A 12778-nucleotide genomic window follows, 5' to 3' on the forward strand; every position below is an offset into this window, starting at 1 on the left:
ATTGATGAAGTTTACAATATTCATGGTCAAAACCGTTTATTTTGACCTAATTTAGATACATTGAATGATCACAAATAGCAATTGTCACTAACTGTCATTATATATTTATTTGGCTACTGGTGTAATTACGGATATACATAAAAAAGAAAAATAAAAGCTTTGGTAAAAAAGGCATATTTATGGAATAGACTACTCTACACAGGAATTGCAAGCATTCTATTTTTTGGGATTTTCATCTATTCTGGGACTATTGAGCCTTATCCATTATTGCAGCCGACGGAAGTATTAACTTACATCGGGTATATGCTAGCTGCATTTGGAACGATTATTATAGTAAAATCTTTCAAAAATTTCAGTGGGAAAAGGTTTGCTGGACTGACGCCCCACGATGATTTGGAAATTAAAGAAGAATTGATCCAAACGGGCATTCATGGGTACATTAGGCATCCAATTTATGCAGGATTGATGCTTATTTTTATAGGATATTTCCTCTTCTCTCCTACCTTAACATCCTTGATTCATGCAGGTATGCTAGTATTCTATTTACCGATAGGTATTAGATTGGAAGAAAAAAAATTGTTGGCAATCTTTGGCGAAGCATATAAAAAGTATCAATCAAAAGTCCCCGCACTTATTCCGATAGGCAAAAAAAAAGCCAACTGATTTAGCCGGCTTTTTTTATTTTTAATCCATCCCTAAGAAGTCTACCTCAAACTTCAAAATAGAATTGGCAGGAATTCTTTCCAAATTAGCATTATCTTGATATGCCCATGGCGAAGGAATGATGATTACAGCTTTCGTTCCACTTCTCATTCTTCGGAAAGCTATACTAAATCCCTCAATGGCATCTCTCTGACCAACGGTGAACTCAAAAATTCTATATTGCCTGTTTTCGTCAAAAATATTGTTCGCTATCGCAACATCTTTTTGATTAGTATCAAAGACCGTCCCATCAAGCAACATCCCCGTGTAATTCATGAATACGAGATTTCTATCAACTGCAAAAGCACCATCACCTTCTTTTTGAACTATGATGATCACACCATTTGGATCATGGACCCTATATAAACTATCAATAGCTGCAGTTTCTAAATATTGCTCAATAATTTCCTTGTCACGGGCTAAATTCCCTTCAACATCGTATACAGGCCCAAAAGGACTTACCGGTTCACAAGCTATCCCTAACATAGAGATAAAGACTAATCCATAAAATATAACTCTACTTCTCATTATAACCCGTCGTCTATGCCGCTTTTCCTAACTTCAATTAAATCTATTTCAAAAATCAAAGGCTGATTTCTCAAGTCACCTGCCCTTGGGTCATCTCCATATCCAAACAAGGAAGGGAAGATAATAAATGCTTTATCACCTTGCTCCATTTGGGATATTCCAAACTCAAACCCAAGAATTACTCTTCTGAACCCCATCCAAACCCCTAAAGGCTCATACGTTCTTTGTGGATTGAAAAGATTATTATCTCTTGCAACTTGTTCAATAGAGGTGTCAAAAATTGAATTATCTAATAGTTTCCCCGTGTAATCTACGAAGGCTGAGTCCCCTTCAAAGGGAATAATACCAGAATCAGATACTTCCTGCCAAAACATATAAATACCTCTTAAAGGATCAGAAAGTTCTTTTACTGAAGGTATGTCATTATTCCTTAGGTATTCCTCAATTCTCTCCACTTCCCGTTCAAATCGGGTCAATGAATTTTCAGAATCTGAAATGCATCCTGAAAACAGGAAGAAAATTGATAGAATACCTAAGAATTGCTTTTTCATAATTTTTGTTTTTTGATCTAATCAAGATTGAAGCTTTTGGCCCTACTTGATCTATCAATTTACTTTTGAACGTCAGTGATTTCTACGTCAAAAATCAAGATCGAGTTTGGTCCAATGGCACCGCCAGCAGCTCTTTCTCCATAAGCTAATGGAGAAGGAATGATTAACTTCGCTTTGTCGCCTTTTTTCAGCAATGCCAAACCTTCATCCCATCCTGGAATAACTCTGCCTTGACCTACCATTACATCAAATGGTGCGTAGCCGCCTACTGCGTCACGCTGCTCGCTGAAGACACCGTTAGCCTGTGCTACATCTTTCAAACTTGTATCGAATAATGTGCCATCTAATAGGTAACCAGCATAATGAACAAATGCTAAATCACCAGCTTCGATGGCAGGACCTGTACCTTCTTTCTCTATGACGTAAAATAAACCTGACTCTGTCTTGGTTGCCTGAATATTATTTTCTGCCAAATACTCCTCGATCAATTTAACATCTGTTTGCAACTGAACAGCTGAACTTTCTGCCATTTTTTTCATTTGGGCATCTTGCAAGGCCATGAAGTATGCTTCCACCCCTTCCTGATCCAAGACATCAATTACACCGATTTGGATCTTGATTTTTTGTTCCGCTGTCAAGAAAAATGGAATATTGTCTCTGAATACTTTTTGAGCAACAGTTTCGATATAAATACTATCTGCTTTTTTCAATCCTAAAAAGATCTCATCCATACCTGTTTCTCTAGGAAGAGAATCATTGAACTGCAAGTAGCCCGGCATTTCCTGCTCATAGGTGGATATAAACACTGAATCTTTATCAGTCTTTACTATCAGGTTGTATAGAATGAACTCCCCATTTTTTGGAGAAACTTTACCTTCTTTGATATAGGTATATTCAATTCCGTCGGATGTGGTTTTGGTTTTTTTACAAGATACCAAACCAAGGGTTGCTGTCAGAATAACAGCCAATAAAAGGGTACTCTTAATTTTTTTCATGGATGAGTTCTAATTGATTGAAAAGGGTGTGTTGATTTTCTTTTATAAGTTGTTCGAATTTATCGGTAGTATCTTTGAGCGATAGCACTGACTTACCTCCAGAGGCATTTTTGTGACCTCCTCCATCAAAGTGTTCCGCAGCAAATTTATTAACAGCTACTTCTTCTACGGACCTGAAGGAAATCTTTATTCCATCTTCACGCTCAGTAAAAAGTGCCGCAATCTTTATTCCATCCAAAGATAATGCATAATTAACTAATCCCTCGGTATCTCCTGTTTGAGAATTGTATTTACGCAAGTCTTTTTTGTTGATAGCAAAGTAAGCTGTTTTCAAATCTTGCAGGATAACCAATCTACGACTGATAGCAAAGCCTATGAATTTTAATCGATCAATCGAATTATTGTCATAAATCTGACGCGATATGCGAGTATTATCTGCACCTAACTCTATCAAATCGGCAGTGATTAGATGGACGTTTTTGGTAGTGTTTGGATGTCTGAAGCCTCCTGTATCTGTCATGATACCTGCATATAAGCAATCTGCGATATCTTTATCTATCAGCTCTTTATCTCCCAATTTGCAGATGAGTTCAAAAATCAACTCACATGTCGCCGCTGCCTGTGTACTCCAGTAACGGAAATTAACAAAGTCTTTCGGGTCTTGATGATGGTCAATATTTACTTTAAAAGCTGTACTTTCCAAAAAGAAAGGCATAAACTCATGCATACGCTTAGGGCAGGAGAAGTCTAAACCTATAAGCAATGTTGCTTTTTTTAATTTCTCCAGTGCTTTTAATGCTTGCTTTTCATCCTCAAAGTTTAATACTTCTTCATTACCCTTCATCCAATGTAGGAACGTAGGATAATCAGAAGGTGTCACTACCGTAACATCATGACCTTTTTTCTTGAGGTAATTAGCCAAACCCAAACTAGATCCCAACGCATCAGCATCTGGCTTGTGATGTGTAGTAATAATTACGTGCTGAGGGGAGGCTAATAGGTTTTTTAATGACTCTAATTCTTGCATTCGATTGCGTTTGTTGGTGAGCATTTAGCGCACACAGTCTGCAAAGGTGAGGAATATTTTTTAATTTTCCCAATTAAGCTAATGAGCTTAAAAAGAAATAGATAACGGAATATTTATGGCTTTTATATGACTTTCTCATGAATTAAGGTATTTTTGCACCCGAATTTAAATCCATATTAATTACAGAAAAATGGCAGGTAACAGAACATTCACAATGATTAAGCCTGATGCTTTTGGCGCAGGTAACTCAGGTGCAATATTGAAAATGATTGAAGAGGCAGGTTTTAAAATTGTAGCCATGAAAGCAACACAGCTAACTCCTGAACTAGCTGGTAAATTTTATGAGGTTCACAAAGAAAGACCTTTTTACAATGACCTTTGTAAGTATATGTCTTCAGGTCCTATTATCGCAGCTATCTTGGAAAAAGATAATGCAGTAGAGGACTTTAGAACTTTGATCGGTGCGACAAACCCCGCTAATGCCGCTGAAGGAACTATCCGTAAAATCTTTGCTACTTCTATTGAAGCTAACGCAGTCCACGGATCCGACTCCGACGAAAACGCAGCAATCGAAGGAGATTTCTACTTCAGCAAACTGGAGAGAGTAAGATAAAAAAGAGCAGCCTAGAGCTGCTTTTTTTATGAGTTTTTTATTTAGTTATTCGTAATTGGGGAAACAAAAAAACCATTGAAGAAGAGTAACCATTAAGAAGTGAAGGAGTATTAAGATGATAAAACCATTCATTCCCTTAATCCCTCCATAGTTAAAAACACAGGGTGAAATTTTTTCTCACTTTTTGATGTTATTGTTTGAAACGAAACTTCCATGTCTCAAGCAGTACAGTTTAATTTCGATACAACTTATACCAAACTCCCAGCCTTTTTTTACAGTGAAATAGCTCCTACGCCTGTGGCTAATCCTCAGTTGGTTTTACTGAATCAAGGATTGGCACAAAAACTCGGAGTTACTTTTGATGAGCAAAAGATTCCTGATTTAGGAGAGATCTTTGCGGGAAATCAGTTAATCCCGGAGTCTACCCCTATTGCACAGGCCTACGCTGGTCATCAGTTTGGGAGTTTTACTATGCTAGGAGATGGAAGGGCAATCCTGCTTGGTGAGCAACTTACACCAAACGGAGAGCGCTATGACATCCAACTCAAAGGTTCAGGTCGAACTCCATACTCCAGAGGAGGAGATGGACGTGCACACTTTGCAGCCATGTTGAGAGAATACCTGATGTCAGAAGCCTTGCATTATCTAAAAATCCCCACCTCCAGATCCTTGGCAGTTGTTTGGACTGGAGAACCTGTATATAGAGAGCGGACCAGACCCGGTGCGGTCTTAACAAGAGTAGCCAAAAGTCACCTGCGGGTAGGCACATTTGAATATGCAAGAAATTTCCAAGGAGGAACTCACCTCCAAGATCTTTTGGATTATGCCATTGCCAGACATTTCCCGTCTTTGGATGATGCTGAAAATAAAGCCATCGCATTCTTTGAAGAAGTAATGGAGTTGCAGGCTGATTTGATTGTAGATTGGATGCGGGTAGGTTTTATCCATGGGGTGATGAATACGGATAATATGTGTATTGCAGGAGAAACGATCGATTACGGACCATGTGCATTTATGAATGCCTATGATCCCAAAACCGTCTTTAGCTCCATCGATACCCAAGGCCGGTATGCCTATGGCAATCAACCTTACATTGCTCATTGGAATCTATCTTGCTTAATCTCTGCCTTGCTGCCAGCAATCTCATCCGACAAAGAGGAAGCAGTCAAATTAGCAGAGTCAAGTTTGAAAAAATTTCCTGCTATCTACGAAGCCAAATGGCTGGATATGATGCGCAGGAAGCTAGGACTTACACAGGTAGACGCAAACGACAAGCAGCTTATTGACAGACTGCTCGGATGGATGCAAGGACAAAAAGCCGATTTCACAAATACTTTTTTCTATTTGACAGAAGACAAACTCCCTTCTACAGAAGTTTACCAGTCTCCTATTGTAATTGAATGGATTGCTGACTGGGAACAACGTATCGGGCAAGAAAACAGATCTAAAGCAGATGCACAAGCATTAATGCGCAAAGTAAACCCTGCCTTTATCCCAAGAAATCATCGAGTTGAAGAGGCGCTAAATGCCGCAGAAAAAGGAGATATGAAACCATTCCATCAATTATTAGAAGTTATCCAACAACCATACATGTTCAGAACTTCACTAGAAAGCTACCAAGAAGTCCCTCAATCATTTGATGAAAATTATCAGACATTCTGCGGAACTTGATTTCCAATTGATGCAAGCATCCTCTAATTCAAAACACCTGCTCCATTGGCTGTTTTGACAGGGTATATTTCTGGTTCTATTCCAAAAGTAGCTACATAAGAATCACGAAGCTTGGAAAGCGTAGCCTCCAGCTGCTCCTGGGCTATCAGGTTGATGGTACAACCGCCAAAACCTCCTCCCATTATCCGGCTACCCCAGACGGATTCTAGTTGATTTGCTTGAGAAACCAAGTGATCCAATTCCTCACAGCTGACTTGATATAGCTTGCTGAGTCCTTCATGCGATTGATACATTAATTTTCCCAAGGCCCTTAATTGTCCAGCTTGAAGGAATTCGGCAGCTTTTTCAACACGCAAATTTTCCTCCACTACATAGAGGCAACGTTGATAGATGACAGAAGGCAATTTCACTGCTTCCAACATAGCTAGGCTGACATCCCGCAAAGAGCTCACCTCAGGGTAAACTTGTTGGATGATGGAGACCCCTTGTTCACACTCCAATCTTCGCTGATTGTATTGAGAATCACCAAGGCTATGACTGACTTTGGTATTGATTAAGACTAAGCCAGCATTTCCTAAGGATAAAGGCAAGTACTGATAATCCAAGCTTCGGCAATCCAGTTGGATGGCATGCCCTTCGCTTCCCATGACTGAGGCAAATTGATCCATCACCCCACACTTGACTCCAGCAAAATTATGTTCAGCTTCTCGCGCTATTCGAATAACTTCCTCTTTGCTTACGTTAAATTCAAACAATTGAGCAAGTGCATAAGTAGTGGAACACTCCAAAGCAGCAGAAGAAGATAATCCCGATCCAACTGGAATATTTCCTCCAAAGACGGCATCAAACCCTTCCAAGGCTACTCCCTTTGCTTGTAGGCCATACATGATTCCGATGATGTAGTTGGCCCAACTTTTTTCTACAGGCATCAAGGGTTCATCCAAGGAGATGTGAATGCTATCGTTTAAATCCACCGCTATCAAATGACATATACGTTTACCATTTTTGGATACAGCCATGGTAATGCCAAGGTCTATTGCTGCAGGTAGTACAAACCCCTGATTATAATCTGTATGATCTCCGATAAGGTTGATTCTCCCAGGAGCATGGGCAAGCACCTGAGGCGTTCCGAAGTGATGTTGAAATAATTGGGTAATGTGGGTTTGAAGGTTCATATAGGTTTGACGATGGTATAAGTGTAATTTTTTTTCAAGAAATCTTATAGCTGCAATGACTGAATCCAACGCATCAAAAGCGTATCGTCCAATTGATACTTTTACTTTTCCTATCACAGAAGTAGTTGGGGCTATGATAACCGATTAGTAAAAATAGATTTTTAGGAGCTCTCATACAGTCTTAAGAATTATAACATGAATTTTATCACGTAAAATACGTGACGTAAATCACGAAACGTTGATTACATGAAGAAAGTACGAAAAATAATTTTTAGTCTACTTGTGAACTCACTTTATTTTTTCACCAAGCTGTTCTACGACAGTATGTTTCTCAAAGCGCTTGGCAAAACTTTGGTCCTCTGTCTTCATCCAGACATCCCAAAAAGTAAAATACAGCCCATAGTTACATTTGTAGCGCAAGTGATGCAAATCGTGATGCGTAGCACCAACCATCCATTTAGCCCAAGAAGATTGTAATGTTTTAGAACCATACACTTCAACACCGGCATGATTAATAACAGCTGTAATGGACATGGTCAGCAAAAGTGCAAGTAACACGAAAAAGTGCATGGGCAATACCAACACTAATAGCGGTAGGAAAATTGCCTGCAACAAGGCCTCATAGGGATGAAAAGAAAAAGAAGTAAAGGAACTGGTATACAAACTATTGTGATGAATATGGTGGAAATGCTTTAATACACTTGGCTTATGCATCCAGCGATGCAACCAGTAGTAATAGGTTTCATGGATAAATAAAGCAATAGCAAAACTGAGAGGCATCCACAGAATATCCCATACACTTAATTGGGTATATAAAAGACTCCAATCTCGCTGCCAAAAAATGAGTAAAGCAGTACCAGAAAAAGCAAAAATAATTGCTCCAAGAAAGGAATACCAGATTTCTGTCTTGACTTGAGGTAGTTTTATTTGCTCATGAAGTCTTCTATAGGGCATTTTATCCCCGTATTTTTTATACACCAACTCATGATAACCCCAAGCTAAGAGTAAGTATCTCAAAAAAACACCCAAAAAGAGTATTCCTACAATCAACGCGAAATTAGGAAGCTCTGTATAATCTACCCCTAGCAACCAATCTAACTTAAAATCCATAGCTATATTCCAATAATACAAAAATAGGTTTTACAAACTTCAAATTCACTTAAAAAAATCAATTTCCAAAAGCAGTCAACACCAAATTTCTTGGCCCACCATAATCTCTAAACTCACATAAGTAAATCCCTTGCCAAGTTCCGAGGTTTAACCTCCCGATGGTAATTGGAATTTGTACACTATTGCCAAGTAAACTGCTCTTCAGATGAGCCGGCATATCATCCGCTCCCTCGTAGGTGTGGATAAACTTGGAATAATTTTCAGGCACTAAATCATTGACAAAGGTTTCAAAATCCTTTCTCACGATAGGATCTGCATTCTCATTGATGGTCAAGCCAGCGGAAGTATGTTTGATAAACACCTGCAACATGCCCGTCTGAATCTCTCGGATTTCCGAAAACTGTTGTTCAATAGTACCTGTAATCAAATGAAAGCCCCGTGGATAGGGTTTGAGTTGGATTTCTTTTTGGAAGAGTTTCACTTTAAATGTATCTTTTAATAGTGACCATAAGCACCAATAATATATACAGAAACTTTCTCTCCATCTATGCTATATACTAAGCGATGAAATCTATTAATTCTCCTAGACCATAAATTCACTTTCAAATATTTTAGTCTTTCTGGCTGTCCTGTTCCTGTCTCCGGATGAAGTTTTAATTCCTCAATTAATTGTTGTAGCTTTTTCAAAAGCACTTTATTCCAGTCTTTTTCAGTTTTTCAATGTCCTCAAGTGCTTCTGGGGAAAAAATTATTTCAAAATTCATGTTTCAAAAAGCTTACGCTGCTCATCTTCACTTAGCCTGATTCCCCTTCCTTCTTCCAAGGACCTTAAACTTTTTTCAATCCTATCTAGAATTTCTGGATTTTCAAAAAATCTATCATTTTTAACTTCCGAAGTCAATTCATAGGATTTATTTCTCCTTTTAATTACAACCCTTTCATTTTGATCGACAAGATCAAAGTACTTTTTTTGGTTTTCTCGGAATTCTCTTGAACTAATTACTATCATAATTTTACATTTGTGTACACATTTTGGTACATAAATTTAAAATTAAAAGTTCATCTTTAAAAGTAGGTGGCAAATTATTTTAGCTTTTAAAACAAGATGGGAATCACACACATCTAATTTTATTGAGAGGCTACTGATAGAAAGAACCCTCTAACCAAGGAAATTCTTTATTTTTACAAAAAAATGGGCTCAGGAAAGTATTTTCTCAACTTTGAAGCCCCATCCAAAAAACACCGATTGATATGTCCAACAACGATATCCTCCGCAGCCTACGCTACACCTTTGATTTGTCAGATGATCAGATGATGAAACTATTCAAACTCGGCGGTTTGGAGGCTAGCAGGGCTGAAGTGAGTGATTGGCTCAAAAAGGAAGATGATCCGGATTTCAAGGCTATCTATGATATTGATTTAGCTGCTTTTTTGAATGGATTTATCATCAAAAAACGAGGTAAGAAAGACGGAGAAGATCCCAAACCTGAAAAATCCCTCAGCAATAATGCCATCCTTCGGAAGCTTAAAATTGCTTTGAATATGAAGGATGAGGATATCTTGGATGCATTAGCTTCGGTGGATTTTAAGTTTGGCAAACATGAGCTCAGCGCTCTATTTCGCAAACCAACCCAGGAACAGTATAGGCCTTGTAAAGATCAGGTGTTGAGAAACTTTTTAAGAGGTCTTCAGGTGAAATACAGGCCTGAGTAGAAAAGATTAGTTTCTAGGGCTAATAATTTTGGCTAGTCAAATTTTAAACCGAGCTTATATACTATAAAATAATCTCGTTCCACTTCCAGATCCACCTTTCCCATGGACCATAGTTCTCCATCTCGAAGGATAATATTTCTTGGATCCACATTCGTGAGTACAAAATCATTTATCAATTTACCCTCAGAATCAAAAATAGCAACCCTATGAGGGTATTTTTTCAGCATACGTTCGCGAAACGCATTCCATTCTTCGGGAGATTTGTTCTCTTTTGAGATAGCTAAGTCTTGCTGATCATAGCCAGGAAAATAACCCAAAATAAAGTAATCATCTACCCTAGTAAGTGTCTCGATTCTTCCAAAAGAAAAGAAATTTAGGAAAGAATCGGTATTATAGACATCTTCTCCCTTGTAGAAATTGTAATTGGGAATGTCTAGAGGAATTTCTCTGATTAGCTGAAAAGGTCGTGTTTTCTCATAAACATAAATCTTGGGCTCTGCGCCATGGACCACGAGTAATTCACCCTCAGTAAGTTCAAAAATAGGAGCCCAAGCATCTCTGTAAAAATATTTTCCGTTACGATACAGACTTGATTCTGGGATTTTCATGAGCTCCTCTCGTTTACCCGTAGTTTTATCTACCAAAATTATGGCATTTACTTCTTCGTACAGTTTCCGGTCACTATAATCAATATTTCTCGAGCCCTGATCAAAGTAAAGATACCCTTCCTTCAAAATTCCCAAACTGAAACCCATCGATATCTTTGCAAAATTATACGGTTGTATGTCCTGAATTTTTGTTCGGGTAAGTAGCTTACCTGAAAAATCATAGGTCAATAAACCATTGATACCATAGGCTAAGAACTCATGCTCACCGACGATTTTTAAAGGGGCAAATAAAACGCCATACGTATCTGGCAGATTACCTAATTTAGAATAGGAGTGAATAATAGTTCCCTCAAAATCTGCCACATAGATATCTTGAGAATTATTCCCTTGCTCAGTAAACAACACTATTCCCGTCGTTGGGTCGATGTCTTGAACAATCGGATTCCCTAAGAATGCAATTTGAATGCTGTCTATTTTTTCTAGGCTAACTTGACTTTTATCAACTTGAATAGATGAATTCGAGTCTTTGCTTGATTGACTACAGGATATAAGGAGAAGCGGAAGTAAAACAAATCGACAAAGATGTTTCATGAAGGCTAAATTTGCTCCTTAAATATACTGTTGCTTTAGTTGAAAAACAAAGATGCCGTTTAATTGCCACAAAATGAGAAAATACGGATCATATGTTCAACAACCATATCATTCAAAGTTCCACCTTCATCCTTGATTTTTACAGATGATATAACTTTTTATAGATAGCGGTTTACAAGAAAGCAAGGCTTAAGTAAGTGATTAGCTGAAAAAGGAAGATGACCCAGATTTAAACCCATCTTTGATATTGATTTAGCAGCTTTTCTAAATGGGTCTACAGATTAGGCTTAGATCCTAATAATCAATGCTTAGTCGAATAAAACCCAATTCATCATGAAAATTGGAAAATACCCACAGCTTACCGTCTTTTGCAAAGTACTTCATACTTTCTGAAGATAATTCTTGAATCTCCCCTTCTTTGACTATATTGAAATCCCCATCAAAGATGGTAAGGAAGACCTTGGTTTCCTGAACTTTGGGTAGAAAATCTCCCGCTTCAAGGATATCAGTGAATATTTTGATAGCTGAAAGTCGTAAATAAACCTTATTTACTTCATCCCAAACCGGTGGACTAAACTTGACTTGTTCCAGAAAACCTTGATACGCATTTTTTAATTCGTCAACCGTTGCAATAGACTTTTTGTCTAATTGCTTAACAGCTTTGGGGGTTAAAGCTGGCTTATAATCAAGATGCCTAAGTAGTTTACCAGCAGCAGAAAAGATATACAGCTCACTAGTAAAATCGTGACTGATAATTACCAATCCATTTTCTGATTTCAAGTAGACTGTAGGCTCTAAAAAGAAATAAGTTCCTGAACCATCTAACTCTAAAATATTATTTTCATAGGATTTACTTAGGTCCACATCGAATCGATTACGTGTATTTTCTTTCGTAGAAAGAACCTCTAGCGTAAGGCTTCGATCGTTCCCATACGGTAAACCAAATACTCGCATGGTGTCACTAAACTCAAGCGCCAATTCATTTTTATGCATAAGGGCATCATTTTCAATGCCCACTTTGGACCAATCTGTTTTTTTTATCTTTTTTCCGTTGGAATCAAATACTGCCGATTGCTCAAATGCTTTGATAAAAAACAAATGATCTTTTAGCACATAGATATTGCTGATATAACTTATCCCATTAGGTCCATCTTTTTCTAGAAGAATGCTTTTACTATATTCTTGCCTATCCAAACTTATTTCATCGATTGCATTATCAAATTTATTGATCAAATAGATGCTAGCCTTTTCAGGACTTAAATCGGAGATGGCAAGATTCCTCGTGAGATCAAAATTTCTCCCTTTTGAATCAATCATTACTGTATCTGATTGAAATGACAAGCTGAAATCTGAAACTGCTTGCTGCTTTGTTTCACAGGATAAAAAAAGGACTAAAATCAAAAGGTTGATGGCGAGTGTATATTTCATATAGGCAATTTTCTAAACTAAAAGTAATATGTTCAAGGCATTTAGAAAACTTAAAATTAGTTAATC

15 protein-coding genes are annotated in these 12778 nt (G+C 37.8%); 4 read left to right on the top strand and 11 right to left on the bottom strand.

Features of this window, described 5'->3' with window-relative positions:
- Nucleotides 1-159: 159 nt before the first annotated feature.
- Nucleotides 160-663 (top strand): methyltransferase, encoded by a 504-nt coding sequence (locus ACXIUD_RS03315; protein ID WP_458051196.1) that lies wholly within the window; start codon nt 160-162, stop codon nt 661-663.
- A 21-nt stretch (nt 664-684) separates the two neighbouring features.
- Here ACXIUD_RS03315 and ACXIUD_RS03320 read toward each other — a convergent pair whose 3' ends face one another.
- The 4 genes from ACXIUD_RS03320 to ACXIUD_RS03335 are packed head-to-tail and all read right to left on the bottom strand — an operon-like array spanning nt 685 to nt 3803.
- Nucleotides 685-1230: an FKBP-type peptidyl-prolyl cis-trans isomerase gene (locus ACXIUD_RS03320; protein ID WP_458051197.1), complete on the bottom strand. Its 546-nt coding sequence runs from the start codon at nt 1228-1230 to the stop codon at nt 685-687.
- Complete coding sequence (locus ACXIUD_RS03325) at nt 1230-1781, bottom strand: FKBP-type peptidyl-prolyl cis-trans isomerase (protein ID WP_458051198.1); 552 nt, start codon at nt 1779-1781, stop codon at nt 1230-1232. The genes ACXIUD_RS03320 and ACXIUD_RS03325 overlap by 1 nt, the downstream gene beginning before the upstream one ends.
- A 59-nt stretch (nt 1782-1840) precedes the next feature.
- Entirely contained in the window at nt 1841-2776 is a 936-nt protein-coding gene (locus ACXIUD_RS03330) for an FKBP-type peptidyl-prolyl cis-trans isomerase (protein ID WP_458051199.1), read from the bottom strand.
- Nucleotides 2763-3803 carry a DHH family phosphoesterase gene (locus ACXIUD_RS03335; RefSeq protein WP_458051200.1) on the bottom strand — a complete coding sequence of 347 codons (1041 nt, stop codon included), beginning with the start codon at nt 3801-3803 and terminating at the stop codon, nt 2763-2765. Before ACXIUD_RS03335 ends, ACXIUD_RS03330 begins: the two co-directional genes overlap by 14 nt.
- A 190-nt stretch (nt 3804-3993) precedes the next feature.
- Between ACXIUD_RS03335 and ACXIUD_RS03340 the strand changes: the two genes are divergently transcribed.
- Nucleotides 3994-4416, top strand: a complete 423-nt coding sequence (locus tag ACXIUD_RS03340; protein WP_458051201.1) for a nucleoside-diphosphate kinase — start codon at nt 3994-3996, stop codon at nt 4414-4416.
- A 213-nt stretch (nt 4417-4629) separates the two neighbouring features.
- A complete protein-coding gene (locus ACXIUD_RS03345; RefSeq protein WP_458051202.1) occupies nt 4630-6087 on the top strand; it encodes a protein adenylyltransferase SelO in 1458 nt (485 codons plus the stop codon).
- Between the two features lie 23 nt (nt 6088-6110).
- Here ACXIUD_RS03345 and galK read toward each other — a convergent pair whose 3' ends face one another.
- The 5 genes from galK to ACXIUD_RS03370 all read right to left on the bottom strand — a co-directional run bounded on the left by galK (nt 6111) and on the right by ACXIUD_RS03370 (nt 9381).
- A complete protein-coding gene (gene galK, locus ACXIUD_RS03350; RefSeq protein ID WP_458051203.1) occupies nt 6111-7262 on the bottom strand; it encodes a galactokinase in 1152 nt (383 codons plus the stop codon).
- 288 nt (nt 7263-7550) lie between these two features.
- Nucleotides 7551-8372, bottom strand: a complete 822-nt coding sequence (locus ACXIUD_RS03355; protein ID WP_458051204.1) for a sterol desaturase family protein — start codon at nt 8370-8372, stop codon at nt 7551-7553.
- 58 nt (nt 8373-8430) lie between these two features.
- Nucleotides 8431-8853 carry a secondary thiamine-phosphate synthase enzyme YjbQ gene (locus ACXIUD_RS03360; protein WP_458051205.1) on the bottom strand — a complete coding sequence of 141 codons (423 nt, stop codon included), beginning with the start codon at nt 8851-8853 and terminating at the stop codon, nt 8431-8433.
- Nucleotides 8854-8867: 14 nt separating this feature from the next.
- A complete protein-coding gene (locus tag ACXIUD_RS03365; RefSeq protein WP_458051206.1) occupies nt 8868-9059 on the bottom strand; it encodes a Txe/YoeB family addiction module toxin in 192 nt (63 codons plus the stop codon).
- Between the two features lie 73 nt (nt 9060-9132).
- Nucleotides 9133-9381 carry a type II toxin-antitoxin system Phd/YefM family antitoxin gene (locus ACXIUD_RS03370; RefSeq protein ID WP_458051207.1) on the bottom strand — a complete coding sequence of 83 codons (249 nt, stop codon included), beginning with the start codon at nt 9379-9381 and terminating at the stop codon, nt 9133-9135.
- Nucleotides 9382-9623: 242 nt separating this feature from the next.
- Between ACXIUD_RS03370 and ACXIUD_RS03375 the strand changes: the two genes are divergently transcribed.
- Nucleotides 9624-10085: a DUF1456 family protein gene (locus ACXIUD_RS03375; protein WP_458051208.1), complete on the top strand. Its 462-nt coding sequence runs from the start codon at nt 9624-9626 to the stop codon at nt 10083-10085.
- Between the two features lie 32 nt (nt 10086-10117).
- Here ACXIUD_RS03375 and ACXIUD_RS03380 read toward each other — a convergent pair whose 3' ends face one another.
- Together ACXIUD_RS03380 and ACXIUD_RS03385 are read right to left on the bottom strand one after the other, a co-directional pair.
- The gene (locus tag ACXIUD_RS03380) at nt 10118-11284 is read right to left on the bottom strand and encodes a hypothetical protein (RefSeq protein ID WP_458051209.1); all 1167 of its coding nucleotides are present in this window, start codon (nt 11282-11284) and stop codon (nt 10118-10120) included.
- A 294-nt stretch (nt 11285-11578) separates the two neighbouring features.
- Complete coding sequence (locus ACXIUD_RS03385) at nt 11579-12712, bottom strand: DUF4221 family protein (protein WP_458051210.1); 1134 nt, start codon at nt 12710-12712, stop codon at nt 11579-11581.
- Nucleotides 12713-12778 lie beyond the last annotated feature (66 nt).

The organism is Mongoliitalea sp. (genome assembly GCF_054166905.1).

Coding starts and splice junctions, on each gene's coding strand:
- ACXIUD_RS03320 (WP_458051197.1), bottom strand. CDS start 1,230: ATGAGAAGTAGAGTTATATTTTATGGATTAGTCTTTATCTCTATGTTA.
- ACXIUD_RS03325 (WP_458051198.1), bottom strand. CDS start 1,781: ATGAAAAAGCAATTCTTAGGTATTCTATCAATTTTCTTCCTGTTTTCA.
- ACXIUD_RS03330 (WP_458051199.1), bottom strand. CDS start 2,776: ATGAAAAAAATTAAGAGTACCCTTTTATTGGCTGTTATTCTGACAGCA.
- ACXIUD_RS03335 (WP_458051200.1), bottom strand. CDS start 3,803: ATGCAAGAATTAGAGTCATTAAAAAACCTATTAGCCTCCCCTCAGCAC.
- ACXIUD_RS03340 (WP_458051201.1), top strand. CDS start 3,994: ATGGCAGGTAACAGAACATTCACAATGATTAAGCCTGATGCTTTTGGC.
- ACXIUD_RS03345 (WP_458051202.1), top strand. CDS start 4,630: ATGTCTCAAGCAGTACAGTTTAATTTCGATACAACTTATACCAAACTC.
- galK (WP_458051203.1), bottom strand. CDS start 7,262: ATGAACCTTCAAACCCACATTACCCAATTATTTCAACATCACTTCGGA.
- ACXIUD_RS03355 (WP_458051204.1), bottom strand. CDS start 8,372: ATGGATTTTAAGTTAGATTGGTTGCTAGGGGTAGATTATACAGAGCTT.
- ACXIUD_RS03370 (WP_458051207.1), bottom strand. CDS start 9,381: ATGATAGTAATTAGTTCAAGAGAATTCCGAGAAAACCAAAAAAAGTAC.
- ACXIUD_RS03375 (WP_458051208.1), top strand. CDS start 9,624: ATGTCCAACAACGATATCCTCCGCAGCCTACGCTACACCTTTGATTTG.
- ACXIUD_RS03380 (WP_458051209.1), bottom strand. CDS start 11,284: ATGAAACATCTTTGTCGATTTGTTTTACTTCCGCTTCTCCTTATATCC.
- ACXIUD_RS03385 (WP_458051210.1), bottom strand. CDS start 12,712: ATGAAATATACACTCGCCATCAACCTTTTGATTTTAGTCCTTTTTTTA.